28 protein-coding genes and 1 pseudogene are annotated in these 23,668 nt (G+C 65.1%); 13 read left to right on the top strand and 16 right to left on the bottom strand.

Annotated features, from left to right (window positions below; translation table 11 throughout):
* Positions 1–167: 167 nt before the first annotated feature.
* The gene (locus FAZ95_RS21900) at positions 168–374 is read right to left on the bottom strand and encodes a hypothetical protein (RefSeq protein ID WP_137334359.1); all 207 of its coding nucleotides are present in this window, start codon (positions 372–374) and stop codon (positions 168–170) included.
* Between the two features lie 351 nt (positions 375–725).
* Here FAZ95_RS21900 and FAZ95_RS21895 point away from each other — a divergent pair, with 351 nt between their 5' ends.
* Positions 726–1,028: a DUF4148 domain-containing protein gene (locus tag FAZ95_RS21895; RefSeq protein ID WP_137334358.1), complete on the top strand. Its 303-nt coding sequence runs from the start codon at positions 726–728 to the stop codon at positions 1,026–1,028.
* Between the two features lie 339 nt (positions 1,029–1,367).
* Here the strand turns inward: FAZ95_RS21895 and FAZ95_RS21890 are convergent, their stop codons facing one another.
* On the bottom strand, positions 1,368–1,676 hold the full coding sequence (locus FAZ95_RS21890) for a panthothenate synthetase (protein WP_137334357.1): 309 nt from the start codon (positions 1,674–1,676) through the stop codon (positions 1,368–1,370).
* 321 nt (positions 1,677–1,997) lie between these two features.
* Between FAZ95_RS21890 and FAZ95_RS21885 the strand changes: the two genes are divergently transcribed.
* Positions 1,998–2,141 carry a glycine zipper 2TM domain-containing protein gene (locus FAZ95_RS21885; RefSeq protein WP_437437748.1) on the top strand — a complete coding sequence of 48 codons (144 nt, stop codon included), beginning with the start codon at positions 1,998–2,000 and terminating at the stop codon, positions 2,139–2,141.
* Positions 2,142–2,235: 94 nt separating this feature from the next.
* Here FAZ95_RS21885 and FAZ95_RS39425 read toward each other — a convergent pair whose 3' ends face one another.
* The gene (locus FAZ95_RS39425; RefSeq protein WP_175425669.1) at positions 2,236–2,394 is read right to left on the bottom strand and encodes a hypothetical protein; all 159 of its coding nucleotides are present in this window, start codon (positions 2,392–2,394) and stop codon (positions 2,236–2,238) included.
* 497 nt (positions 2,395–2,891) lie between these two features.
* Here FAZ95_RS39425 and FAZ95_RS21880 point away from each other — a divergent pair, with 497 nt between their 5' ends.
* Positions 2,892–3,638, top strand: a complete 747-nt coding sequence (locus tag FAZ95_RS21880; protein ID WP_137334355.1) for an IclR family transcriptional regulator — start codon at positions 2,892–2,894, stop codon at positions 3,636–3,638.
* 95 nt (positions 3,639–3,733) lie between these two features.
* Here the strand turns inward: FAZ95_RS21880 and FAZ95_RS39420 are convergent, their stop codons facing one another.
* Positions 3,734–3,901, bottom strand: a complete 168-nt coding sequence (locus FAZ95_RS39420; protein ID WP_175425668.1) for a hypothetical protein — start codon at positions 3,899–3,901, stop codon at positions 3,734–3,736.
* Between the two features lie 226 nt (positions 3,902–4,127).
* Here FAZ95_RS39420 and FAZ95_RS40100 point away from each other — a divergent pair.
* Positions 4,128–4,391 (top strand): annotated as a pseudogene (locus FAZ95_RS40100) (GNAT family N-acetyltransferase); the annotation flags it as partial.
* Here FAZ95_RS40100 and FAZ95_RS21870 read toward each other — a convergent pair.
* Positions 4,385–5,011 (bottom strand): LysE family translocator, encoded by a 627-nt coding sequence (locus FAZ95_RS21870; protein WP_254699764.1) that lies wholly within the window; start codon positions 5,009–5,011, stop codon positions 4,385–4,387. The pseudogene FAZ95_RS40100 and the gene FAZ95_RS21870 overlap by 7 nt on opposite strands.
* Before the next feature lie 606 nt (positions 5,012–5,617).
* Here FAZ95_RS21870 and sap1 point away from each other — a divergent pair.
* The gene (sap1, locus tag FAZ95_RS21865) at positions 5,618–5,962 is read left to right on the top strand and encodes a surface attachment protein Sap1 (protein ID WP_137334353.1); all 345 of its coding nucleotides are present in this window, start codon (positions 5,618–5,620) and stop codon (positions 5,960–5,962) included.
* Positions 5,963–6,335: 373 nt separating this feature from the next.
* Positions 6,336–6,890 carry a YaeQ family protein gene (locus FAZ95_RS21860; protein WP_137334352.1) on the top strand — a complete coding sequence of 185 codons (555 nt, stop codon included), beginning with the start codon at positions 6,336–6,338 and terminating at the stop codon, positions 6,888–6,890.
* Positions 6,891–6,910: 20 nt separating this feature from the next.
* On the opposite strand, the gene FAZ95_RS21855 is transcribed toward FAZ95_RS21860, so the two are convergent.
* Entirely contained in the window at positions 6,911–7,330 is a 420-nt protein-coding gene (locus FAZ95_RS21855) for a VOC family protein (protein WP_137334351.1), read from the bottom strand.
* A 401-nt stretch (positions 7,331–7,731) separates the two neighbouring features.
* Between FAZ95_RS21855 and ada the strand changes: the two genes are divergently transcribed.
* From ada to FAZ95_RS21835, 4 genes are all read left to right on the top strand, one after another.
* Positions 7,732–8,823 carry a bifunctional DNA-binding transcriptional regulator/O6-methylguanine-DNA methyltransferase Ada gene (gene ada, locus FAZ95_RS21850; protein WP_137334350.1) on the top strand — a complete coding sequence of 364 codons (1,092 nt, stop codon included), beginning with the start codon at positions 7,732–7,734 and terminating at the stop codon, positions 8,821–8,823.
* A complete protein-coding gene (locus FAZ95_RS21845; RefSeq protein ID WP_137334349.1) occupies positions 8,820–9,770 on the top strand; it encodes a DNA-3-methyladenine glycosylase family protein in 951 nt (316 codons plus the stop codon). Before ada ends, FAZ95_RS21845 begins: the two co-directional genes overlap by 4 nt.
* 180 nt (positions 9,771–9,950) lie before the next feature.
* Complete coding sequence (gene gshA / locus FAZ95_RS21840) at positions 9,951–11,564, top strand: glutamate--cysteine ligase (protein WP_137334348.1); 1,614 nt, start codon at positions 9,951–9,953, stop codon at positions 11,562–11,564.
* A 155-nt stretch (positions 11,565–11,719) separates the two neighbouring features.
* Positions 11,720–12,250 carry a hypothetical protein gene (locus FAZ95_RS21835; RefSeq protein ID WP_175425667.1) on the top strand — a complete coding sequence of 177 codons (531 nt, stop codon included), beginning with the start codon at positions 11,720–11,722 and terminating at the stop codon, positions 12,248–12,250.
* Here FAZ95_RS21835 and FAZ95_RS21830 read toward each other — a convergent pair.
* Entirely contained in the window at positions 12,207–13,790 is a 1,584-nt protein-coding gene (locus FAZ95_RS21830; RefSeq protein WP_175425666.1) for a DHA2 family efflux MFS transporter permease subunit, read from the bottom strand. The genes FAZ95_RS21835 and FAZ95_RS21830 overlap by 44 nt on opposite strands.
* 216 nt (positions 13,791–14,006) lie before the next feature.
* A complete protein-coding gene (locus tag FAZ95_RS21825; protein WP_137334347.1) occupies positions 14,007–14,540 on the bottom strand; it encodes a MarR family winged helix-turn-helix transcriptional regulator in 534 nt (177 codons plus the stop codon).
* A gap of 253 nt (positions 14,541–14,793) precedes the next feature.
* On the opposite strand from FAZ95_RS21825, the gene FAZ95_RS21820 reads away from it, so the two are divergent.
* Both FAZ95_RS21820 and FAZ95_RS21815 read left to right on the top strand, forming a co-directional pair.
* A complete protein-coding gene (locus FAZ95_RS21820) occupies positions 14,794–15,048 on the top strand; it encodes a hypothetical protein (protein WP_437437714.1) in 255 nt (84 codons plus the stop codon).
* A gap of 318 nt (positions 15,049–15,366) precedes the next feature.
* Positions 15,367–16,887: an efflux transporter outer membrane subunit gene (locus tag FAZ95_RS21815; protein ID WP_137334346.1), complete on the top strand. Its 1,521-nt coding sequence runs from the start codon at positions 15,367–15,369 to the stop codon at positions 16,885–16,887.
* A gap of 77 nt (positions 16,888–16,964) precedes the next feature.
* Here the strand turns inward: FAZ95_RS21815 and FAZ95_RS21810 are convergent, their stop codons facing one another.
* From FAZ95_RS21810 to gspG, 8 genes are all read right to left on the bottom strand, one after another.
* A complete protein-coding gene (locus tag FAZ95_RS21810) occupies positions 16,965–17,744 on the bottom strand; it encodes a type II secretion system protein N (protein ID WP_137334345.1) in 780 nt (259 codons plus the stop codon).
* Positions 17,745–17,767: 23 nt separating this feature from the next.
* Positions 17,768–18,283, bottom strand: a complete 516-nt coding sequence (locus FAZ95_RS21805; RefSeq protein ID WP_137334344.1) for a type II secretion system protein M — start codon at positions 18,281–18,283, stop codon at positions 17,768–17,770.
* Positions 18,280–19,689 carry a type II secretion system protein GspL gene (gene gspL, locus FAZ95_RS21800; RefSeq protein ID WP_137334343.1) on the bottom strand — a complete coding sequence of 470 codons (1,410 nt, stop codon included), beginning with the start codon at positions 19,687–19,689 and terminating at the stop codon, positions 18,280–18,282. The genes FAZ95_RS21805 and gspL overlap by 4 nt, the downstream gene beginning before the upstream one ends.
* 40 nt (positions 19,690–19,729) lie before the next feature.
* Positions 19,730–20,833, bottom strand: a complete 1,104-nt coding sequence (gspK, locus tag FAZ95_RS21795) for a type II secretion system minor pseudopilin GspK (protein WP_137334342.1) — start codon at positions 20,831–20,833, stop codon at positions 19,730–19,732.
* Positions 20,830–21,519 carry a PulJ/GspJ family protein gene (locus FAZ95_RS21790; protein ID WP_137334341.1) on the bottom strand — a complete coding sequence of 230 codons (690 nt, stop codon included), beginning with the start codon at positions 21,517–21,519 and terminating at the stop codon, positions 20,830–20,832. The genes gspK and FAZ95_RS21790 overlap by 4 nt, the downstream gene beginning before the upstream one ends.
* Positions 21,497–21,850: a type II secretion system minor pseudopilin GspI gene (gene gspI, locus FAZ95_RS21785; RefSeq protein WP_254699952.1), complete on the bottom strand. Its 354-nt coding sequence runs from the start codon at positions 21,848–21,850 to the stop codon at positions 21,497–21,499. Before gspI ends, FAZ95_RS21790 begins: the two co-directional genes overlap by 23 nt.
* Before the next feature lie 109 nt (positions 21,851–21,959).
* Positions 21,960–22,499, bottom strand: coding sequence for a GspH/FimT family pseudopilin (locus FAZ95_RS21780; RefSeq protein ID WP_137334339.1), 540 nt, complete (start codon positions 22,497–22,499; stop codon positions 21,960–21,962).
* Between the two features lie 50 nt (positions 22,500–22,549).
* Positions 22,550–23,014, bottom strand: a complete 465-nt coding sequence (gene gspG / locus FAZ95_RS21775; RefSeq protein WP_137334338.1) for a type II secretion system major pseudopilin GspG — start codon at positions 23,012–23,014, stop codon at positions 22,550–22,552.
* A gap of 190 nt (positions 23,015–23,204) precedes the next feature.
* Between gspG and FAZ95_RS21770 the strand changes: the two genes are divergently transcribed.
* Entirely contained in the window at positions 23,205–23,618 is a 414-nt protein-coding gene (locus FAZ95_RS21770) for a type II secretion system protein N (protein ID WP_137334337.1), read from the top strand.
* Positions 23,619–23,668: the final 50 nt, after the last annotated feature.

Genomic DNA, 23,668 nt, shown 5'->3' with positions numbered 1-23,668 from the left:
CGGCAAGACGGCCCGAAAAGAAACAGGCCCGCGCCCCAAGGAGTCGCGGGCCTGTTTCGTTAAATTCGATGCCGTGTTAGCTCTTCTACGGCATTCGGCGGTTTCCTTCTGCTAAAGCCGGTTGCCGGCCGTTCCTTCCACCTCTAGCCGCCACTTCGCTCCACCGACTAGTCCGGCAGCGCTGCGATCGCGCTCAGCAGATCGCACACGAGCGACTCCTCCGCCGCGAGAAACTCCGGCGAATCGGGCTCGAAATCTTCGTGACACGGTTTGCCTTGCGCCTTGCGGATGGCTCTTACGCTCAGCGCGACGGCGCGCGCCTTGCGGTACAGCGCGTGATCCCACGCCAGCAGAGGTTCGTTTTCGCTTTCCATATCGCGGTTGTCGGCAACCGCAGGCAAAGCTTTAGCGCACCGCCGCAAATTGGAGGGGGGCGCCTAGTTAGGGACGCCTAGCCGGGGGCGCCTAGTTGGGGGCGCCTAGTCGAGCTTGCCTATGGGCCGCCGCCTAACTCTTGAGTGCGCGGCGATATCCCGCCGTCAGCGCCCAAAATAAAAAAACGTTAACCCGGCCGAAGCGGGAAAGACAAGCGCGCTTCCTATCCTGATCAAACAGTCTCTGTCGCCGTTTGTGTTTCGTTTGTGTTTCGTTTTCATTTATTACGGACTGCGATGGAATCTGCTCGACAGCCAAGCCATATGACACATTGCACGGAGGAAGACATCATGACGCCCCGTCTCAAGCTCGCGTTGCCGATTGCCTTGATGATGGCACGCGCTGGCGCCATCGCGGCGAACCGGCTCACGCCGCAGGAGTGCCACTCCTACCCGTTCCAGCCGACGCACGGCGCGCTCACACAGGACGACCTGGCGCGCGAGCTGGCCGAACTCGAATCGGTCGGCTACCGGCCGAGTCTCGACAACTACTCGTTCGATATCAGCGACGCCCGCGCGCGGCTGAACGCCGAATACGCCAGGGATTGCTTGCCGAAGGGGTCCACAGCGAGCCTTCCATCGACGAGCGGCTAAAGCGGGACGCATCTGCCGCCATTTATAACGCCGAACCGAAAAGCAAAGAGCCCGGCCGATGCCGGGCAATTCGCTCGACGCGCGTATCGCCGACCGAAACGCCATGCGCGCCACATCTCACACCGTTGTCGATCGTTTCAGATTTGAAACCCGAGACCGATCTACTCAACACGTCTCAACCCGCTTATCCACAAAATCCGTGCACAGAACTGTGGATAACCTCGGGAGCTTTCATCCAACTCGTTGGAGCAAAAGCCATTTTTCGTTTTGCCTCGCGCTATACAGCGAGCGCCATTCTCGCTGGCGCTTTGAAGCGGGCCGGATGACGAGCGTTTCGCGTTAGCTCTTCCATTTGGCCCCGAGCTTATCGAGACCCGCTTTCTGAAGATCGTCGAGCGTCATCGCGATCTGAACCTGGCACGTCGCGTCGAGCTTGAGAAACCAGGGTTCGGCGAGGCGCGGAATGTCGCTCGCGGTCGGAATCTCAAAGACGGCAATGGCGCCTCGGGCGCCGTCCTGCTCGGTGAAATAGATTGCCTCGGGCTGGCATTCCTCGATGATTCTTCTGATCACATCGCCCGCGGTCCCTTCGAGGACGAGCGTGTTAAATGGTTGATTCGGAATCCTGATGTTAAAAATCATACGCATGACGTGTCTCCTTTTCGGCTGCGCATTGGTTCGCGACAAGACGCCTTAACGCTGGCCCATCCAGCATAGGAGCTATCCAAGTGGAAAAACGACAGACCCTAGAAATTAGCGCAGGCGGCGAGTGAATATTGCAGACCAGTGTGTTGCCTTGAAGTGCGCAGCGCGCCATAGCGCCCGCTGAGTGCCCCGCCCGTAACGCTTCTAGAGCCACATGCTCAAGCGGTACGACCTTTGCTTCTTCCCTCGTATCGGCAAGGGCTAAGCAAAAAGGGGACAGTCATGCAACGACTCAAGCAATTCGGAATAGCCGGCGCAATCGCCATGCTGGTGTTGTTCGGCGGCTGCACGCTCGGCGGGGCCGCGGTGGGCGGGGTCGCCGGCAATGAACTCACGCACCACAGCACAGCAGGCACGGTCGGCGGCGCGGTCGTCGGCGGTGTGGTGGGTTACGAGCTGGGCAAATAGCGGCTCGCGCCGTCACGCATCGACTGCCATAGCGCGGGATGGAGCCGACGCGGCGTAACGAAAGCGCGTCGAGGAAATCGGCGAAGGCCGGTGATCAGCGTCGCGACCGAGTGAAGTCATACAGCCGATGCCCGTGCAGGCTGTCGACGATACGGCTGCGCAGCCGCTCGCGACGGTAGTGCCCTGCAATAAAGATGACCGCCAATACCAAGACCGAGATTCCTATCGCCATGCCGACCACTGTCTCGTCCATGGTTGCTCCCTCGTTACGTCATGCTATGCGCATGAGAATACTGCGTCCGGGCGCATCCTGATAGGGTTAACGAGCGCCAATCTTTGCTGTCACGCTTTAGCATCGGCACGTTTTTCAACGACAGCATGGCATGGGCTGAAACGCTAAAAAGAAGCCCGCTCGCGGCGGGCTAATCGGTCCTCCCACATGCGCTGACCGAGACCTGGTTCGCGCATGGAGACATCGTGCGCGGGTGCCGTTAAAGCGAATGTGCGACGAGAGACTTTGCGTCGAACATTTGTCTACATGAAAACCCGCTGTCGATCTCTACGCTGTTTTCGCGTGCACGGCTTTGTGGTTTCGTCGTGTCGACCCGCTTCCTCCGCCATCGATCCGCCCATATCCGCCACGCTGGGTAAACCTTGTGCATCGATTCTCGCGCCACGGGAATTTGACTTTGTATGGGCGGGAATAGTGGGGCATGCTTGGCTTCATCGAAAGTCGAGGGACGCCAGCCCATGCAGGACAAATCGAACACAGGCGCCGAGCGGATTCTTCACGTGCTCGCATCGCTCGCGCATCACGGGCGCCCGATGACCGTGAAGGAGCTGGTGGCGCACACCGGCCTCGCGCAGAGCACGCTCTACCGGCAGATCGCGATGCTCAAGCGCTGGGGCTTCGTCTCCGAAGACGCCGGCCGCTATGCGCCCGGCCCCGTCAGCCTCCAACTCGCGCTGAGCTTCGATCTCGGCTCGCACCTCGTCGAAGCGAGCCGCGAAGCCATGCAAAAGCTCGCGCGGATTTCGCAGGAAAGCGTCGGCCTCGTGGTGGCAGTCAAGGATCAGGCGGTGTGTCTCGACATGGTCGAGAGCTCGCAATCGCTGCGCTGTTCGTTCGAGAAAGGCAGAGCGGTGCCGCTGAAAGCGGGCGCGTCGGCGAAGTCGCTGCTCGCGTTCATGGGCGAGCGCCGCCGCAGCGACATTCTCGATGACGTCTACGCCGGCGACGCCGCTGGCCGCGCCGAGGCGGACACGCAACTCGAGCGCATCCGCTCCGACGGCTACGTCGTGAGCAACGGCGAAGTGGACCCGGGCGTGTGGGGTGTGAGCGCACCCGTCTTCCATCGCTCGACGCGTGCAAGTCCGAGCGCCGCGACGATCACGCTGATGGCGCCGTCGACGCGCGCCATCGGGCGCGAAGCGCAATTCATCGACGCCACGCGCCGCACCGCTCGGGAAATATCCGAGCGGCTTCAATCACACTAAGCAACGAGCAGTCTATCGATTGATAGGAAGCGGCAGCGTAGGTTCGCCGCTTCGAACCGACGACTGCAAGCGACTGCGGTCAATGCAGCCTGACCTCAGTGCCGGTGCAACAGACTGCGTAACGGATGACGCCAGTCGATTCGCCGCGCATCCTCGCTTTGCGCTTGCTGTCGGTGTTCCTGCCACAGCTCGTCCGAAAACAGGAACGCGACGATCAATAAGGGCAGGACAAGAAATGCGCCAAGTATCAGGTGCTCGATCACGATGGCCTCCGCATCGCTGTACTACAAAAACGTCATCCCATTTTAGGCTCGCTCCGCCGCCGATAGTTTGCGATTCCGGTATGGGTGAGTGGGCTCGACCTCACTTCCGTTTATGCCTCGAATACGCACATGCGGCGGGCCTGCGGCAATCCGCCACGAGCTCGCCTGCACTCCCCGCGCGGCGCCTGGCTCGGCGCGCCGCCCTCAGCCGCGCGCCCAGCATCTCAACGACGCGAAAATCATGCGTTACTGGTTCGAGGAACCCTATGAAACCTTCTCGGAGCTGTCGCAGCTTTACGACCAGCACGTGCACGACCAGCGCGAGCGGCGCTTTGTCGTGATCGACGCCGCCGGCGAAACGGTCGGGCTCGTCGAGCTGATCGAACTGGACTACATTCACCGGCGCGGCGAATTCCAGATCATCATCGCGTCGAGCGCGCAAGGCCGCGGCTACGCGACGATCGCGACGCGCCTCGCCGTCGACTACGCCGCGGCCTTTTTCCACGCCGCGGCAAACACCGCCGCGCAAATCAGCAACGTCCCGCCGCCGCGGTTCACCGCGCGTTGCACGTTGGTGCTGCGGATCGCGCGCCGCGCGCTCGACGCGAGCAACGCATAGCCGAACGCGTTGAGCGTCGCGAGCACGATGAAGGTCGCCTCAAAAATCACGATCTGGGGCCAGACGGCGACGTGCGTGTCGATGAACTGCGGCACGAAGGCGACGAAGAAAATGATGCTCTTGGGATTCAGCGTCGTCACTGCGTAGGCATGCGCGAAGATGCGGCGCGTGCGCGTCTCGGAGATGTCCGCCGCGCCGGGGTCGCCGACCGGCGCGCGCCAGAGCTTGATACCCAGGTAGATCAGATAGACGGCGCCGACCCACTTGAGCGCGGTGAACCAGGCCGCTGACGCCGCGAGAATCACGCCGAGGCCCAGCATCGACGCGGTCATCGCCGTCAGGTCGCCGAGCGCCACGCCCGCTGTGGTCGCGAACGCATAGCGGCGGCCGTGGCCGAGCGCATAGGAAACGACGAGCAGCACCGTAGGACCGGGAATGGCAACCAGGATCGCCGATGCAATCGCAAACGGCAGCCAATGAGCGAGTGTCATTGAGAGTCTCCGAGGAATAGCGGGATTTATCCACGAAGCGCCGGACGATGCAACGCGATTTTTCGCGCGCGGGCTATCGTCTCGTTGCCGATCGCCGGGCCGCTGAAGTATCGCTCTATCGCTCGCTGATATTCGTCTGCATCAATCATCCTCGCGGCGGCATGTTACGTGCTCGATAGTCGCTATAACGAGCACATAGCGAAAACCCTTGCGCGAGCAGGCATTCTTTTTATTCTGTATCCAGCCCCATATTTCGGGTCGCACGAAGACAGCGGGAAGTGACTTTATGTGCGGCGCGGCAAAATCGCTTTTCGAATTATTAAGCAGCTTAATTGTTGATGGGTATTTTCCCTAGCGACTCGAAAAGCCTTATCTGGTGGGCCATCCAGGCGGACTGCTTGAATTCGATGTGAAGCTGATATGCAAGATTTCAGGGCTCGGAGACCCAGGCTAGTCCTGCGCACAGGGTGCGACAATTCGCCACTATTGCGAGTGCACACAAGATGTGCTTGTTGTTTTTCATGTTTGATCTAGATTAAAAGACGCGGGTTTTCTATTGCCGTTAAATACATAGCTAACCTGAGTAAACCCGCATGGAGGCAGACCATGATGAAGCGCGCAGGGATTTTCTTCTCACTCGTTGGTTTGCTTGCCGCCGCCTCGGTGGCGCAAGCACAAGACACGGTCATCAAGCCGACACAGACCTTCCAGTTCAGGCCGAATTCCTACGGGTGCTTGTCGAAAGACAAACTCGATTCCGCCTACCAGCATGGTCAAGCCGGCGAGCAGCAGCAAATGCAGCAGTATTTCTCGGGCTATGAGTGTCTGTCGACACCCGAGCACTCCGATTTCCGCGTCGTGCGCGTGGTTGGCCACGATGTCGAATTCGTGAATGCCGGCAACGGCGACACGCAAGGTCTCTGGACGAGCGACCGCTTCATCAAGCAGTGATCCGATGCCGCCTCGCGCGGCGCGATCGCGGTTTGCTCGAGTTGCCGGCGGCCTGATGCCGGCGGTGCTTGTACGCGTTTCGAAATGGACGGCTTGGCATGCGCCAAGCCGTTTTCTGTTTTTCCAGCCGGTTTTTCAGCTGGTCGGCCTCATTCCCGAATTCGAGTCGCGCTGATGGCACACGCCGCTGCCACATGCCGACGCCATGCCACCGTTCCGTTCAATTTCCCGCGCCGAATGCGTTCATTCGGTATCATCACGCGCCAACCCTAAGCGCTGGCGCAACGCGCCGCACCGGCACGCGGCGTGGTTCGTTCCACGCCCGGCCTCCATTCTCCTGACTCGCACGCGAGCGAGTCGTATCTGGTGCTGCATGGCTCTCAAATCGACGATCTACAAAGCAGAACTGCAAATTGCCGATATGGATCGGCATTACTACGGCGATCACGCGCTGACGATTGCGCGCCATCCGTCGGAGACCGACGAGCGGATGATGGTGCGCGTCACCGCGTTCGCGCTTTTCGCGCACGAGCGGCTCGAGTTCTGCAAGGGGCTGTCGGACACCGACGAGCCCGACCTCTGGCAAAAGGATCTGACCGGCGCGATCGAAACGTGGATCGAAGTCGGCCAGCCCGACGAGCGGCGCATTTCGAAGGCGAGCGGCCGCTCCAATGAAGTCGTCGTGATCGCCTACGGCGGCAAGACGTCGGATATCTGGTGGCAGGGCGTGCGCGGCAAGGTCGAGCGGTTGTCGAACGTCACCGTGTGGTCGCTCGGCGAAGGCATCGCCGAAGCGCTCGGCCGGCTTGCGGCACGCACGATGCGCCTCCAGATGACGGTGCAGGACCACGCGGCGTGGCTCGGCAGCGCCGACGCCGATCCGGTGGCGATCGAATGGACCGTGTTGAAGGCGCCGGCGCAGGCGTGATGCGCGGGAAAGCGCGGCAACTAGACGACGTGCGCCGCCTCCGGCGGCCCTTTCAGCTCGACCATGTTGTGCTCCGGATCGAACAAATATAGCGACGGGCCGTAGCCGTCGGCGCCATAGCGGCGGCCGAGTTCACCCACCTCGACGCCTTGGGCGGAAAGATGGGCGCGCAATGCGTTGCCATCGAACGGATCGACGCGCAGGCAAAAGTGATCCATGTTGCGGCCCGCACCGGGCACGCCGCTGTCGGCACGATCGATCGGCCCGCCGGTTGCGAGCAGATCGATCAGCGAGCGGCCGGCGCGAAGCTGAATCAGCCCGATGTCGCGCTGTTCTTTTTCGACCTTGCAGCCAAGCACGCTGCAGTAGAAGTGGGTCATCGCTTCGAGATCGGCGACGCGAATCACGACGTGATCGATCTCGCGAATAGTGAACTTCATGTGAGGTGTCTCCTTCGGGAAAGGCACTTGAAGTTTACCGCCGGCGTGTAACGTTCCGATGCACGTCGAGGACGCGAGCGGCGAATCACGCAAGAAGACAGACCGTACAGGCGAAAAAAAGCCCGCTCACTAGGAACGGGCTTAATCCATATCAGGAGGAGACATGGAGGAGACAGGAACCACTATACACAACCGGATGGTGCGACGCAATAAAATTTGCGTTAAAAGTTGTTAAATTGGCAAACTGTCGCGATTTAGCACCCCGCCATCTCGTCACGAAGCCGTCACAACGTGCGCCAAACAAGTGCGTCGAATGACAGAGCAAGAACTGGGGCGTAGTGTTTTGAGATGAAGCCTACAGTCACATCGTCTACCTGTGATTCGAGGACGAGAGGGACGAGATGAAAACCGCTTATTCGACCGATGCCGAACGCTGGAGCGCTGTCGCCGAGCACGACGCGCAAGCCGACGGCGAATTCTTCTACGCCGTGAAAACGACCGGCGTGTTCTGCCGGCCGTCGTGCGCGTCGCGCCAGCCGCGGCGCGAAAACGTCGATTTCTTCGCTACCGTGGACGAGGCGCGCGCCGCCGGTTATCGCGACTGCAAGCGCTGCCAGCCCGGCGGCCTCCCGCGCGAGCTCGCGATCGTAAATCGGGCGTGCGCCGCGCTCGACGCCGATCCCCAGCAGCGCCTCACGCTCGCGCAGTTGAGCGATGCGGTTCACGTGAGTCCGTTCCATCTCCAGCGGCTCTTCAAGCGCGTGGTGGGCGTGTCGCCTCGGCAGTACCAGGCGGCACGGCGCGGCGCGGCGTTGCGCGACGCTTTGCAGCGAGGCGACGGCGTGACGCGCGCCGCCGTCGACGCGGGCTACAACTCGGCGTCGCGGCTCTACGACACCGCCGCGACTGAACTTGGCATGGCGCCGTCGAGTTACCGGCGCAAGGGTGCGGGCTTGCGCGTGTACTACGCGAGCGCGCCGACGACGCTCGGCTTCGTGCTGGTCGCCGCTACGGCCAAGGGGATCTGCAAGATCGCGTTTGGCGACGATGCGGACGCACTGAGCGACGAGCTGCACAGCACGCTCGCCAACGCGGAGCTGATCGAGGACGCCGCTCGCATCGCGCCTTTCATCACGCAGATCGACGCGTATCTACAGGGCACGCGGCAATCGTTCGATTTGCCGCTCGATATCGCGTCGACGGCGTTCCGGCAGCGGGTGTGGGACGCGCTGCAGCGCATTCCGTACGGACAGACGCGCAGCTACACGCAGATCGCCGAGGCGCTCGGCTCGCCGAACGCAGTGCGGGCCGTGGCAAGCGCGTGCGCGTCGAACCCGGTCGCGCTCGCGATACCGTGCCATCGCGTCATCCAAAAGGGCGGCGCGCTCGCCGGCTATCGCTGGGGGCTGCCGCGCAAGGCGGCACTGCTCGAAGCCGAAGCGCAGCACGCGCGCGAGGCCGTGGCGAGCGAAGACCTGGATGACGCAGCTTGAGCACCGCCGCCCGACACGCCACTGCGAACGCCGCGGCATCCGCCACGCTCGAGCTGCCGTTCAAAGCGCCGTATGACTGGCCGCGCGTCCTGCGCTTTTTCGCGGGACGCGCGAGCCCCGGCGTCGAAGCGGTCGAAGACGGCGCCTATCGCCGCGCGATCGAATGGCAGGGCGCCGCCGGCACGCTGACGGTGCGGCGCCACGCGCGCAAGCATTGTCTCGTCGCGACGATCGAGGGCGCCGCGAGCCAGCATGCCAATACGCTCGCGCCGCATCTCGCGAAAATGTTCGATCTCGGTGCGAACCCGGCCGAAATCAGCGGACACCTCGCGCGCGATCCGTGGCTCAAGCCGCTCGTCGAGGCCGTGCCCGGCCTGCGCGTGCCCGGCGCGTGGTCGGGTTTCGAGCTGGTGGTGCGGGCCATCGTCGGTCAGCAGGTGAGCGTGAAGGCCGCGACGACGATCATCGGCCGGCTCGTCACGCGCGCCGGCCAGCGCATCGACGACCATCCGCACGAAGGCACCGCGTGGCGCTTTCCGACGCCCGCCGCGCTCGCGAGCGCCGATCTGGAAAAGATCGGCATGCCGGGCAAGCGCGTGGCCGCGCTGCAGGGATTCGCGCAAGCGGTCGCATCGGGCGCGGTACCGCTCGACGCCGCGAGCGCAGCGCCCGCCGATCCCGCCGCGTTGCGCGCGGCCTTGCTGGCGCTGCCTGGCATCGGCCCGTGGACCGTCGAGTACGTCGCGATGCGCGCGTGGCGCGACGCCGACGCCTGGCCACACGCCGACCTCGTCCTGATGCAATCGATCATCGCGCGCGACGCCGCGCTCACGCGGCCCGCCGCTCAGCGCGCACGCACCGAGGCCTGGCGTCCGTGGCGCGCGTATGCGGCGATGCACTTCTGGAACGAGGTGACGGACCGTGCGAACGGCGCACGCGGCGGCTGACCGGCACGTGCGTGAGCGACGCCAGAAGCCCGCTCGAAAAGCGCTGAATTCCCCGAAAACCCTTGCTGGCATTGGGTTCAAGCGAGCCTGTCGGGTAAATGTTAAAGTGCCCGCTACCCAAAAATTTCGGCCGAGCGCCCGCTTTAGCGCAGGGTGCCCGTCTCCGTCCGGTTCGCATCGATGTCCAATACCAAACCACCTCACCATTGCGCTGCACTGTCCCACCGGTTGTCCGTGCTGACTTCCGGCGCGGCGCGCGACGTGCTGGCGCAGGGCCTGCGCGGCATCGAGAAGGAGAGCCTGCGCGTGACGCGCGACGGCGCGCTCGCGATGACGCCGCATCCGCGCGCGCTCGGCTCGGCGCTCACGCATCCGTCGCTGACAACGGACTACTCGGAAGCGCTGATCGAGCTGATCACGCCGGCCGAGCGCGACCCCGCGACGACGCTCGAGCGGCTCGACGAGCTGCATCGCCTCGTCTACAGCCAGCTCGGCGACGAGTTGCTCTGGAATCTGTCGATGCCGGGCCAGCTGCCGGAGGACGACGACATCCCGATCGCCCAGTACGGCACATCGAACATCGGCCGGCTCAAGACCGTCTACCGGAAAGGCCTGGCGCTGCGCTACGGCCGCACGATGCAATGCATCGCAGGCATCCACTACAACTATTCGCTCGCCGACGACGTGTGGCGTCTGCTCCACACGGACCAGCACTCGACGGCAAGCGCCGTTGATTTCCAGTCCGAACGATATCTGGCGCTGATCCGCAACTTCCGCCGCACGAACTGGCTCTTGATGTATCTGTTCGGCGCGTCGCCCGCGCTCGATCGCCACTTCCTGCGCGGCAAGCCGCACAAGCTCGATGCGTTCGACGCCGACACGCTCTACCGCCCCTACGCGACGAGCCTGCGCATGAGCGATCTCGGCTACTCGAACACGACCGCACAGGCCGCGCTGCAAGCCGACTACAACACGCTGCCGGGCTACCTCGACGCGCTCGCGAAAGCGGTGAGCCAGCCGTATCCACCCTACGAAGCGATCGGCACGCACCGCGATGGCGAATGGGTGCAGATCAACACGAACGTGCTGCAAATCGAAAACGAGTTCTACTCGACGATCCGGCCCAAGCGCGTGACGTATCCGGGCGAGCGGCCGCTGCATGCGCTGGCGGCGCGCGGCGTGCAGTACGTCGAAGTGCGCTGCCTCGACATCGACCCGTTCGAGCCGACCGGCATCGCGATCGATACCGCGCGCTTTCTCGACGCCTACCTGCTCGTCTGCGCACTCGACGACAGCCCGCTCCTGCCGCCCGACGCCTATGCCGAAGCGAATGCGAATTTCGGCCGCATCACGCTCGAGGGCCGCAAGCCGGGTCTCGAACTGACGCGCGACGGACAAACCGTGGCGATGCAGGATTGGGCGGCCGAGCTGCTATCGAAGATCGATCTCGCCGCCCAGGCGCTCGATGCGCTGCGCGGCGACGATGCGCACGCGCGTGCCGTCGCGCAGCAGCGCGACAAGCTCGCCGACGCATCGAAAACGCCGTCGGCCCGCGTGCTGCAAACGATGCGCGACAAGCAGCAAAGCTTCCTCGCGTTCGGCCGCGCCCAAAGCGAAACGCACGCGGCGTACTTCCGAGCGCACCCGCTCCCGGAGGAAGCCGCGCGCGAAGCTGCCGCGCTTGCCGCACGCTCACTCGACGAGCAAGCCCAGATGGAGCGCAGCGAAGTCGGTTCGTTCGACGCGTTCGTCGCCGCCTATCGCGCCTATACGCTGAACCGCTTCAGCGTTTGAGGCACGGATTCAGCAGCCCTCACGAACGACGCGCGCGAAACGCGCTTAGCCGTTGACGGTCCAACCTTGTGTCATCGCAAGAAGCGCGGCGCAAATATCGCGCCGCGCTCACTCGATTTGTCCGCGATTCGCCGGACAAAAGGGGGAGAGTCCCGATGAAACGAGTGCTTTTGATCGCGCTGCTGGCGCTGCTCTCCGGCTGTTCATCGACCGGTCAGGTCAGCCCGGACACGATGCAGACCGCCACCGAACCGCTTACTTGCCAAACGCCGACGGAATGCGCCGCCTGGTGGCAGCGGGCGCGGACGTGGGTCGCGAATCACGCGAGCTACGCACTGCAAACGTCCACTGATTCGCTGATCCAGACGGTGGGGCCGGCCGGCGGCAGCCGCTCGCTCGCCTACGAAATCACGCTGACGCCGAATCACGACGGCACGGCGACGATCGGCTTTGCCGCGCATTGCGACAGCATGTTCGGCTGCGATCCGAATCCGTGGCAGGCGGGCGCGGACTTCAAGCGCTACGTGAGAGCGGGATCGGGCGCGCCGGCCGCCGCACCGGCGAGCGAGCCGGGCGGGCCCGGCAGCTTCGCCCCGCCGCCATCGCGGCCACCGCTGCTGCGCACGGATTTGTCCGACCGGCTCAGTGCCCCATCGCCGGACCGGCGCCCTTGCGCGGCTTCGTGACCCAGACCAGCAACGCGAGCGCAACGAAGCCGACGCACGAAATCCGGAAGAAATCGTTGGTCGCCATCATGTAGCCCTGGGTCGTGACGATCTGGTTGAGCTGAGCCGTGAGACTGCCGCCGGCAAACCCGAGATTCGAAAGGGCGCCGCTGAAGTCGTTGGTGTTCTGTGAATACTGGCTCACCGATTCGGCCAGCACCGCGTGGTGATAGATCGCGTCGTTTTCCCAATACGTCGTGCTGACCGCGGTGCCGATCGCGCCCGACAACGTCCGCAGAAAATTCGACAAGCCCGACGCGCTTGCGAGCCGCTCGTCGGAGATGCTGGAGAGCGTGATCGTCGTCATCGGCACGAAGAAGCACGCGACGCCGATGCCCTGCACGAGCCGCGGCAGGATCACGTGATTGAACGGCACATCGAGCGTGAACGTCGAGTTCCAGTACGACACGACCGCGAACACGACGAACGCGAAGCTCGCCACCATCCGCAAATCGAGCCGGTGCATATTGCGCCCGATCATCGGCGACAGCACGAGCGCGAGCAGCCCGACGGGCGCGGTCGCCAGGCCGGCGAGCCCGGCCGTGTAGCCCATCACCGTCTGCAGCCACAACGGAAAGATCACGACCGAGCCGAAGAACGCCATGAAGCCGAACGAGATGATCATCGCGCCGAGCGCGAAGTTGCGGTCCTTGAACAGCGACAAGTCGACGACCGGCTCTTTCTCGGTCGCCTCCCACGCGAGCATGAACGCGAGCGACACGGCCGCGATGATCGCGAGCGCCAGGATGAAGTTCGAGTTGAACCAGTCGCGGTCCTTGCCGAGATCGAGCATCATCTGCAGACACGACACGCCGATCACGAGAAGCGCGAGACCGATCGCGTCGATGCGCTGTCGGGTGGTCTTCGTCTCGCGGCCGCGCAGCAGGAAGTACGCGCAGACGGCGGAGAACACGCCGATCGGCACATTGATGTAGAAGATCCACGGCCAGGTGTAGTTGTCGGTGATCCAGCCGCCCATGACCGGCCCGAAGATCGGCGCGACGATCACCGTCATCGCCCAGAGCCCGAGCGCCAGACCGCGTTTGGCGGGCGGGTAGCTGCGCATCAGGATCGTCTGCGAAAGCGGCACCATCGGGCCCGAGACGAGCCCCTGCAACAGCCGGAATGCGATCAGCGACTCGAAGTTCTGCGCGAAGCCGCAGAGCGCCGACGCGATCGTGAAGAGCAGCACGGAAAGCGTGAAAAGCCGCACTTCCCCCACGCGGCGCGCGAGCCAGCCGGTCAGCGGCACAGCGATGGCCGACGCGACCGAATACGACGAAATCACCCACGTGCCCTGGCTCGACGCGACGCCGAGGCTGCCCGAGATCGTCGGCACCGCGACGTTCGCGATCGACGTATCGAGCACTTCCATGAAGGTGCCGAGCGCGAGCCCGACCGTCAGAAGCGCAAGCGTGCCGCCTTGCAAGGGCGCCAAGCCGCCCTCGGCGCCCGACGATGCGTCGGGCGCCGGGACGTCGGAAGCTGCGGTGCTGGTCATTCGAATTACCTCCGTGCGTGCAATGGAAACCTTGTCCTTGCACTTATTTCGCGAGCCGAAGAGGCTCAATTTTCATGCCACCGCATTATCTGCCCAGACAGCTAAGTGCCTGGCAGCCACCTATAGTTCAGACGATACTTCGGCGCTCGCAGCCCGTATATCGAGCGAATTGCCTAAGCGCTGCTGCCGGCCGCGAGCGCTGCGCGGGCCTCGCCTCTACGCCGGGTTCTGCTTGGCGCTCCCCGCTTGCGGCTCATCTGCGGCATCCGCCCGATCACCGAGACACGACGCGATCGAACCCTCCGGACCGTTGGCGATGAAACGCGCGAGCAGTCCGATCATCGTTCCCAGCTCATCGGCCGAAAAACCGCGCAACTGCTCGTTCAGCGCCGCGGCGCCCAACCGGGGCAGCTGGCGCGAGGCGGCAATCCCCTGCTCAGTCAGCGCGAGACACACGACACGCCGGTCCGCGGCGCTCCGGTTACGCACGATCAGCCCCTTCTTCTCGAGACGATCGAGCATGCGCGTCATCGACCCGCTGTCATACGACAGCGCGCGAGAGAGCTCCTGCGAGGTCCGGGCCCGGCCGTTCGCAAGCAGCAGCACGACGCCGACCTGCTGCGAAGTCAGGTCGAGCGGCTCGAGCGCGCGGTCCATCCGGTCCATCAGCACGTTGCGTGCTTTGGTCAGGTAGTAGCCGAGACTCGATTCGAGCTGGATCTCGTCGGGATCGTAGAGGTCGTCACTCATGGGACTCATAAACCGGCAGCCGGGAAGACGGTGAGAAGTTTACCTGCCTAGACAGGAAAACCGCTGCACAACCCGCCGCCCGACGTGCTGATTAGCAACACTCCACGGATGCAGTGTGCGAAGTATCTTGAGATTTACTTGCATAGTCAATATTATTCTATGCAACCAGTTACGCGCGATATCGCGCCGCCGAGACAATGTTCTAACCGCCTCACCGCGCGGCATCCCGCGCCGATGCACACAAGGATTTCCCATGCAGTACTTGAAGAACGCCCTGAACGGCCTTGGCCGCCACCTCCACGATTCGGCACTCCACGCCTTCCAAGGCCCGCATCGCTGGTGGAAGCTCGCGTTCTTCGCGGCGATGTTCGTGCTGCCGGGCGGGTCGGTCTTGGTGGCGCTCATCGCGTGGTTCGATCATCGGCGCCATCAACAAGGCCAAGCGAAGGTCCGCCAGCCGCGCGTCGACGCTCGCGCGCCTTACGCCCAAGCCACGCTTCGGCCGTAACGCCTCGTAACCCGCCTCGCCGGCCCGTAACCGATCCGTAACACACGGCGCAGGGCTGGCACATTACCCTCTAGCTTTCGCTTGCCTCCGAACGCGCGGTACCGCGCGTCTCTCAACCCTCGGAGGACCTGACGCGCCGCGCCAAGTCCGGGGGCACTCGTAAGTTACCATTCGGGCTTCGCCGTCCGTTGCCGCCCTAGCCGCCCCAGCCACGTCAAGCGCGCGGGCGCCGGCAAACCCGGCGGCAGCCTTCGTCGCTCATCCGCGCACTCGTCAGGCGCATATCGGGCGACGGCCGAATCGACAGGAATCCATTGCATGCAGCGTCATCGAATCCCGCACTCGCGCGCGGGCATCCCGCGTGTCTTGACCCTCGCCGTCGCGACGGCAGCGGCGATTGCGTTCGCGGGCTGCGCCGTCGGTCCGAACTATCAGCGTCCGGCGGCGGCCGTGCCGGCGTCGTACAAGGAAACCCCCGAAGGCTGGAAGGTCGCGCAGCCGTCCGATCAGTCCGACCGCGGCGACTGGTGGAAGGTCTATGACGATCCGCAGCTGAACGCGCTGATCGACAAGCTGAACACCGCCAACCAGACCGTCGCGCAATTCGCGGCGGCTTACCGCCAGGCGCGTGCGCTCGTCTCCGAGGCGCGCGCGGCGTACTTTCCGACCGTCGGGCTCTCGGCGAGCGGCTCGCGCTCCGGGCAGCCGTCGAGGTTCCAGGGCAGCACGCAGGTCGGCAGCGGCAACTCGTCGTCGACGATCACCAACAACTACAGCGTCTCGCTCGATGCGTCGTGGGAGCCGGACCTGTGGGGCAAGGTGAGCCGTCAAGTCGGCGCGCAGAAGGCCGGGCAGCAAAGCGCCGCCGCCGATCTCGCGAACGCGCGTCTGTCCGCTCAGGCGACGCTCGCGCAAACCTACTTCTCGCTGCGCGCGCTCGATTCGCAGCAGAAGCTCCTCGACGACACCGTCGCCTCCTACGAGCAAGCGTTGAAGCTCACGCAGAATCAGTACGCGGTCGGCGTGGCCGCGCGCTCGGACGTGATCACCGCGCAAACGCAGTTCCAATCGGCGCAGGCCGCCGCGATCGACAATGGCGTCGCCCGCGCGCAGGACGAGCACGCGATTGCGGTGCTGGTCGGCGAGCCGGCGTCGACGTTCTCGATTCCGCCCTCGCCGCTGACCGCCGTGCCGCCCGACGTGCCGATGCAGCTCCCGTCCGCGCTGCTCGAGCGCCGGCCTGACATCGCGTCGGCCGAGCGCAAGGCCGCCGAGGCGAACGAGCAGATCGGCGTCGCGATCGCGGCGTTCTTCCCGACGCTCACGCTATCCGCGCAAGGCGGCTTCGAAAGCTCCGCGTGGTCGCAATTGCTGACGCTGCCGTCGCGCTTCTGGACCGTCGGGCCGCAGCTCGCCGCGACGCTCTTCGACGCCGGCTTGCGCAGCGCCCAGACCGAAGCGGCCCGCGCCGCCTACGATCAGCAAGTTGCGGTCTACCGGCAGACCGTGCTCGCCGCATTCCAGGACGTCGAGGACAACCTCGCGTCGCAGCGCATTCTCGCGAACGAGGTCGTCGTGCAGAAGCAGGCAGTCGACTCGGCGCGACAGGCGCTCGCGATCACGGCCAACGAGTACAAAGCGGGCACGGTCGCGTATGTGAGCGTGCTGACCGCGCAGACCACCGCGTTTACGGCCGAGCAGAAGCTCGTCACGTTGGGAGGCCAGCGGATGGTGTCGTCGGTGGGGCTCGTGAAGGCGCTCGGCGGCGGCTGGGATACGGCGCAGATGGATCGCGAAACCGGCGGCGTGACCGCCCCGGTGCCGGTCGCGCAGAAGTAGAAACAGGAACCGAGCGAAAGAAAACGGCAGCCTGATCAGGCTGCCGTTTCGCTTGATGGACGAGCGCGCTCGCGGCCCTAGTGCATAAATGTCAGCGCGACGACGCCCGCGCCCGTCGGCCGTCCGAGCAGATTAAGCAGGCCCGCGAGATTGTCGCGCTGATCGGGCTCGGCGCTCGCCTCACCCTGAAACTGCGTCATCCCGCCCGCCATCGTGCCGTGGCCCTGCAATTGCAACGGGCCCTTGAGCGTCGACAGATCGAGCGTCGACGAAACCCCTTGGGCCTGAAACACCATCCGATAGGACCCGAGCGGCTTCACGCGCGAAACGCGCGACGACATATCGGTGAGCGTCACGATCAGTTGACCGAACGGCTTCTGCCCGAGAACCCGCCATTCGGACCAGGTCAAGTTCACGTCGCCTTGCAGGTCGAGCGTGTTGAACGGCGCGCCGAGTCCGGCCAAGAGCGCCGCCGGCACGGCGAGACTGCCGCCCGACAGCCCTGCGCCTTTGGATGTCGCCTCGAATGTCACAGGGTCCGGCATTGCGTCCGACTGCTTCATGCGCATCTGCAAACGGCCCGTCAACAACGGCCAAAACGCCGTATGCCACTCGATGCGCCCCGGCAACAGCGTAGCCGTGCTCGAATCCGAGCCGGCCGCGAGCATCAGCGCGGCCGAGCCATGCCAGAGCGAGCCGGACGGCTCGATCAAATTCACGTGCCCTTGCGTCTCTTTCGCGAACTGCGGCGTGATCCACGCCGCGGGCAGCATCACGATCAGCGTGATGCCGCACGACACGACGGCGATCGCCAGCCAGGGCGCGAAGACCCGCAGACGCCACATCCATAACTTCATCGGTGATCCTTATCGACGAGCGGTCATCGAGCCGAGCTGGAACCGGCCGCCGGCTGCAGCGACGCAGTGAGGTCCACCTGACCGTCGGCCTTGAGCGCTGTGATATGCGCTTCGGATACCTGGACTTTGTATTGCTTGCGCACGTCGTCGAGCCACATCGTCCAGGTCGGGAACGACGCGTTCTTCAATTGGACCTGGACGGCGTTGCCGGCCATTTCGACCTGCACCGCATTCAGCCCGTGGTCGGTCAGCGACGCGGCCAGCGCGCTCTTCAGCGCGCCGCCTGTCGGCGCCACGCCCTGCGCCGCGACGGCGAGCGTGCGCGCCTCGTCGGCTTGCGCGGTCATCGCCGCGACCTTGCGCTGCATCTCCGGCAACGTCTCGCGCAAGTGCGCGCGCCCGGCCTGCGCCGGCGCCCACAGCACCGAATACGCGATCACGACGGCCAGCACCGCGCCGCCCCACGTGATGAGCGTCTTTTCGCGCGCGGTGCGCGCTTCCCAAAACGTTGCCCAGCTATCCGCAAATGCTGTCTTCATGGTGCGTTCCTGATCGCCCATTTGCCGGTGCTGCTGTCGATTTCGCCCGAGAGTCCGTTGCGCGCGAGGCGCTGGGTGAAGTCGGGATCGACCTTGGTTTCAGGCTTGAACGTGACGTCGAGCCGCCGGTCGTTATAGTCGAGCGCGGCCACGCCATTGACCGGCACCGGCCCGAGCGAATGCGCGAGGCCCGCGGCAAGCGACAGGAAGTCGCTCGGCGACAACTCGCCCGCCGCGACGCGCAGTTGATCGAGCTGGCGCGACATCTGATCGGGCGCGTCGAGCACGACCGTCGTCTTTGGGAAGGCGTTGAGCAGGAGTTCGGTCATCTGCGCGTTGAGCGCGTCGCGCTGGCGCGCGAGCATCAGCCACTGCACGTTCATCCCGATCACCGCGACCACGATCGATGCCACCGCGAGCGTCACGGGCAGGCGCAGGCGCCGCAGCGTTGCGCGATCGAGCCGCCACGGACGCGCCTCGAACTCGAACTGGCACAGATCGAAACGGCAATCGAGCGCGCGGCGCGCGAGCGTCTCGAACGGCAACGATGTGGCGCCGGGCAAGCCCGCGCGAGACTGCGGCGCTTGCGAGACCGACGACAGGCGCGGCTCGCTGCCGGGCATGTCGGCGAGCTCGTAGAGCGTGACGGGCGCGTCGCCGGCCAGCGCGGCCAGCGTCGCGCCGACCGCCGACGCGGGCACCGCGAGCCCCTCGCCGTGCGCACCGCGCGCAAGCGCAAGCTCGACGCGCGGCTCGTGCGCTTCGATCGACGGCGCCGCCGCGCCGGACGTCTCCGTGACTTCGGCAAAGAGCGCCGCCGTGTGCTCGACGACCGTGCCGAGCACCGCCGCGACAATCGGCACCACCGTCGGCGCGACCGCGTGCGCGACGGCAGCGTCCTGCGCTGCAGCGGACGCCTCCTCGAGCGCCTCGCCAACCGCCGTCGGCATCCCTTCGGCCAGCGCCGGAACCGGCAGGCAACGCGTGACCGGCACGGCGCGCACATTGCGGTGCCCGGCCGCGCCGAACGCTTCGACGATGAAGCGGAACCAGCCGCGATCGATCACCGCGAGCACGCGCGCGCCGTCGCCCGGCGACTGCGGATCGAGCGCGATGTGGCACGTCTGCGGGTCCTGGATCAGTTGATCCTCGACGACGTTCGGCAGCGCCTGCCGCAAGCGCGGCCCCTTCAGAGGCGGCACGGCGGCACGCAGCATCAGCACGTCGCGCGCGGCGAGAATCAGCACCGTCGACGACGCGCGCGGCAACAGCGAAAGCGCCGCGCGTCCGGCGCGCTGGGTGCGGCCGCCCTTGTCGAGAAGCAGAAACGCCGTCTCCGGCAGTTGCCATTCCTGCGACGGCACCGCCGGATCACGCGGCGGCAGAAAGACGATCAAGGTGCTCAAAGTGCACTCTCTCCTGGTCTGGGGGCGTTCACGTTCATATTTATAGCTGGTCGCTCACGCGCACGATGCGGGTGGTGTGGGTCAGCGCATCGCGATACACGAGCGTCGTGCGGTCCAGTTCCGCGCGTTCGTGCTGCACGCGTCCGTGGACCAGAAAATAACTCGTCGTCACATCCATCAGGCTCGTATCGGCCGCCGCCGTCTGTGTGCCCGCAGCCTGAAGCGCGAGCGTGATATCGCCGATATTGCGGAAAAACACCGTCTCGCGCCGCGCGACGAGCGCCTGCGCACTCGACAGGCTCATGCCCGTCACGATGGCCGCGATCACCTCGGCGCTCGCGGTGTTCATGTTGACCGCGGTTTGCGTCGGCAGCACGGTCACAAAGGGGCGCAGCCGCGCGACCATTTCAGGCGTGAAGCCCGGCACGTTCAACAGCGAATCGACGCTCGTCATTTGCAGCGGCGCGACGGCAGCGTTGTCGTCGGTGTCGGAAAGACCGGGGTTGTCGGTGAAGCTGTTGCCGCCTATCGCGCCCGCCAGCTGCGGCGCCAGGACGCCGGATGCCGGCACCCCCACGCCGTTGTTCCCCATCTGAAAACGGGTCGCCGATTGCTTCAGGCTCGCGCGCACTTGCACCGCGACATTCTTCGCGAGCTGGCCGTTCAAGCCCAGAAGCGACATCAGCCGCTGAAGAGCCTGGACCTGTTCGATGTCGATTTGGAGCGCGCCCGGCGCGGGAATCGAAACGAGATTGCGCAGATTGAACTTCGCCTGCGCGTCTTCGATCGAGCCCGACAAATACGTCTGCGCGCCTTGGCCAGCGCCGGATTGGCCGATCTGGCCGAGAAAGTCCGACAAACGCGTCTTGGCGATCGGCACGCCCCAGACGCCGCCGAGATATGTGATGCCGGCCGACGTATCGGCTTCCGAGCGCAGAATCAGGCGCGTCCAGTCGAGCGCGCCACGCGCGACCCATTGCGCCTGCGAGACGAGCCGCTGATTCTCGATGCGCCGGATCTGCACCTGCTGACGCCACAGAATCCCCGATACCAGAATCGCCGACAGCGCGACCACCAGCAGGGCGGTGATGATCGCGGCGCCGGTTTGTTGCGAGGGTTGGGATCGACGTGGGCGCATCGTCATTCCCCGATCAGAAACACGCGCGTGATCGGCACGTGCAGCGAGGTCGCGCCGATGCTCACTTCAAGCCCCGTCACCGAGCGCGGCAGCGGCGCGTTGCCGAGCTGCGGCACCTTGAGGTTGTTGTCGTTGCGGCGGATCTCGGCTTCGACGTCGGCCATCTGCGTCGTCCAGCCGAGCTTCGGCACATACAGGCGCGCCGAAATCGAGCCGACGCCGCCGATCAGCGGCACCGCGTTCCAGTCGCCGGTGCCGCCTCGCAGCGCGCGCCGCAGCTCGCCGACATTGCCGATCGGCGGCGAGGCGTAGCGCGTGACCTGGCCGTTGGCGACGCCGTAACGGACGACTTGCAGCCGCGGCGGGTCGCCCGCGAACCCGAAGTTGCGCACGATCTGCAGCGTCGCGCCGCCGACCGAGATGGCCGGCTGGCCGACTTCGTCGTCGGTGGCGGCCTGGCGCGTGTCGACGCGCATCTGGTCGAACAATTGTGCGAACACGCGCTCGTCTTCCATCGCGCTCGAGATGGTCTGCCGGCCGCGGATGATCTGGTCGAGCCCGCGCCACGACAGCACCGCGATCACCGCGAGAATCGCGATCGCCACCATCAGCTCGATCAGCGTGAAGCCGCCGATCGAGCGGTGCCGAAGGTGACGCGCGAGGCGGCGGTCAGAGTGCACGGTTGGTTTCATTCGGGACCACCGTGACCAATTGCGCGAGCGTGCCGTTGCTTCCTGGCGTTGTCACCGACACCTCGACACGCCGGAATACCGGGTTCGGGGTCGAGCTGACGCGCTGCGTGCACGTGAGCGGCAAGTTGCCTTGCGAGCAATCGAACGTCTGCGTGCCGATCTCCGGCCACGTGTGCGCGAGATACAGTTGGGCGAGCGTGTTGTCCGCGCTCCAGCCGGCGAGGAGCCGCTGGTGCAGTTCGGATTCGCTCGCCGCGAGTGCGCCGACTGCGCGCAGCGACGCCGCCAGCGCAACCGCGATGATCGCGAGCGCGACGAGCACTTCGATCATCGTGAAGCCGGGGGTACGGCCATCCGGGGCCGGCGCTCCGGGGGTACGGCCATCCGGGGCCAGCCCTCCCGGGGTCCGGCCAGCAGGCGGCGCCATGCGATGTTTCATTTCAGCGCACCTCGTAGCGGCCGTTGCCGGTGCCGACGATCGTCGCGCGGCCGACTGCGGAGTAAAGCGTGATGGTCACCGGCGCGTCGATACTCTCGACGCCGAACACGACGCGATTCGCGCGCAAGTCGGAACCGGGGTAATCGATCGACACGTCGGTCACGCCGCCTTCCCAGCCGCGCGGGGCGAACATGTCGTCGCGCAGCGGACGCCAGCCGTCTTCGGTGCGGACGTCGAAGCGATAGCCGCCGCTGACCGGCTGCCACGCGATGGGCCGCGCGCGCACTTGCGCTTCGTCGCCGGCGGACTCGAACAGCAGGGCGAGACGCTGCGCCTGCTCGTTCAGATCGGTGCGCGGATTGCGCGAAATCGTGACCGCCGCCAGCGAAACCAGAAGCCCCGCGATCACGAGGACCACGAGCATTTCGAGCAGCGTGAAGCCGGCGGCCGGCCTTCCGGCGGCCGGCGATCCGGGGGCCGGCCGTCCGGGGATCCGGCCATCCAGGGTACGGCCAGCACGAATTCGCGAGGATAGGCGCATGATCGAAAGCGATGCCGGACGCAACAATGCCTAGACGTGCCGGGCGCAGCCTACTGCCACGACCCGATATCGGCGTCGTTGCCCTCGCCTCCGGGCTTGCCGTCGGCGCCGTAGCTGAACACGTCGATTTCGCCGTGCACGCCGGGGTTCAGATACTGATACGGATTGCCCCAGGGATCGTTCGGCAGGCGCTCCAGGTAACCGCCGTCCTTCCAGTTGTTCGGGACCGGGTCCGTGGACGGTTTTTCGATCAGCGCGCGCAGGCCCTGCTCCTGCGTCGGATAACGGCCGTTGTCGAGGCGGTACAGCTTGAGCGCCTGCATGACGGTGCCGATGTCCTGCTTGGCCGCTACACGGCGCGCTTCGTCCGGACGGCTCATGATCTTCGGCACGATCAGTGCGGCGAGAATGCCGAGAATCGCGATCACCACCATGATTTCGATCAGCGTGAAGCCGCGCTGGCGGCGTTCGCGCAGTGCCACGGCTTCCTTACGGCGAATGGTCCACATATGCATTTCTAACTACCTCTTTCCAAGATGAATGCCGGTCGCGCCCGCTAGACATTAGGCGTTCGACCCAGCTCGTAGCGCTTGTGCGCCTCGTTGTCTCCGGCGGCTCGGGCGTCCGGGCCGCTCATTGTAATGTCACGCAGTTGGAGGGTTTCGACACATCGCAATATTCACATTAGTCCGTACAATGACGCACATGAACGCTCTCCAGATTCGCCTTCTGTCCTTGGCGCTGTTCGCGGTGTTCTGCGCGACCGTCACCTATTGGGCCATCACGCTCACCTCGCATCCGGCGCCGCCGCTGCAGGCGGCTTCGGTGCGCGCGCCGGTGGCGGTCGAGGACGCCGCGACGCTCTTCGGCGGTCAGCTCACCCACGACGTGAACCGCAGCATCAAGCTGTTCGGCATACTCGCGCTCGGCGAAGGCGCCTCGGCCATCGTCAGCGCCGGGGACGAGCCGCCGCGCGCGGTGTCGCTCGGCAGCTCGATCATGCAGGGCGTGAAGCTCGACGAGGTCAAGGCCCGCTCGATCATCGTCGATCGTAACGGCGCGCGTTCCGAAATCTTCCTGCCAGCGAACCCCATCGGTCCGACGATCTACGTGCGCTGAGTGTTGCGGCGTTCGGCGCGGCCGAACGCTGAACACGGCGCCGCGCACGA

Source organism: Trinickia violacea, from assembly GCF_005280735.1.
Classification (GTDB): domain Bacteria; phylum Pseudomonadota; class Gammaproteobacteria; order Burkholderiales; family Burkholderiaceae; genus Trinickia_A; species Trinickia_A violacea.
The sequence above is the reverse complement of the archived record's forward strand: the minus strand, read 5'-3'. Positions and strand labels throughout refer to the sequence as shown.